This is a genomic window from Emticicia agri, assembly GCF_004168285.1.
Classification (GTDB): domain Bacteria; phylum Bacteroidota; class Bacteroidia; order Cytophagales; family Spirosomataceae; genus Emticicia; species Emticicia agri.
Genome location: NZ_SEWF01000174.1, coordinates 1 through 1,270, shown reverse-complemented (window position 1 = coordinate 1,270; position 1,270 = coordinate 1). Strand labels below are relative to the sequence as shown.

At 39.0% G+C, this 1,270-nt stretch carries 1 protein-coding gene; it reads right to left on the bottom strand.

The features are described 5' to 3' along the window. Window positions 1–1,240, bottom strand: a 1,240-nt coding sequence (locus EWM59_RS27510; protein ID WP_130024376.1) for an IS4 family transposase, incomplete at its 3' end; no start/stop codon positions are given. Window positions 1,241–1,270 lie beyond the last annotated feature (30 nt).

Here is a 1,270-nt window from a genome sequence, read left to right as displayed (position 1 = left end):
TTTTTTGTAAAAATAAGTTCTTTGACATATTGAGACCATCAACAAGTGCCTGGAAATAAATCCAACCTTTCCAGATTGTTTGCCATCCGGGCATACCAGCCTGTTTGATACCCTGATGCCCTCCCATCCTGGCTAAAAGCAGCATAAACCATAAATTGGTATGCTTCTGGGCAAAAGTTAAGTCAATAGGCATCAGATATTTATCGGCAGCTATGTCAGCCATCATTAACTCATCCTGTGAGAGTAATTCATTAATCAGATGATTAGTCGTCTTCTGGGCATGCTCTTTGAGAGCTAAATATCTTGTTCTTAATAAACCAATCGCTATTAAACTCAATAGACTGATGGTATTAAAGAGTGCTTGTGGGGATTGTAATTGTCTTTGTTGGATACTACAACCCGTTTTGAGACATTTATGAAAATCTTCACAGGTAGTCCATCTGCGGGTATAGGTATCAATAATAGCTACCGCCTCTGCTAAAGTCTTTACCGGCACATTGGTAAGTATCATCCAATGGGCTAAGTCTTGTCCTTTGATAGGTTGAAGTTGCTGCAAGGTGAGTACATAAATAGGTTTAATTAAATCCTGTAAGTCAACTTTTGCAAAAGTAATCTGACACTCACATAGGTGTGCTTTGCCTTTGGCATCTAAGAGCGAACGTTCAACAATCCCACCAGGGGTTAAACTTTGCAAATAGGGCTTCAGGGTTTGAGTACTGTTTTTGAGTTTACGGTCATGTCTGCCATTGATAATAAAGAGTTGTCGATGGGTAAGTGCATAATTGAAGACCTCTGCCACATCAGCTTCTTTATCAGCTACTTGTACAACCGATATACCCGTTTTACGTCCATATTTACGGGCAAAATCAATGGCTTCAATCCATTTAGCACTCTCCTTTTCTTCAAAAGGACGCAGGTGTCTTTGATGACGTTTACCATAATCATCCCTATCTCTTTGTATGAACTCTTGGATGGGTAAGCCTAAAGGTACATAATGGTTGTCTGTCAGAATACCATTATGTATTAATACTCCATTATCGCTTCCGGTTTGAAGGTAGCCTAAATCCATCTGACGGGTAGGATAATTGCCCACTGTACTATCCTGAAACAGATAATAATATTGTTTCTTATCTGGTAAGGACTGTGTCAGAGAATACGCAATCAACCCTTTACGATAAGACTTAATAATATCCGCACAGTTAAGCTCGCTATTATTCACTAAACGATAGAGTCCTTTCAAGGCATATTGATTTTTGAAAACATGAGGAAA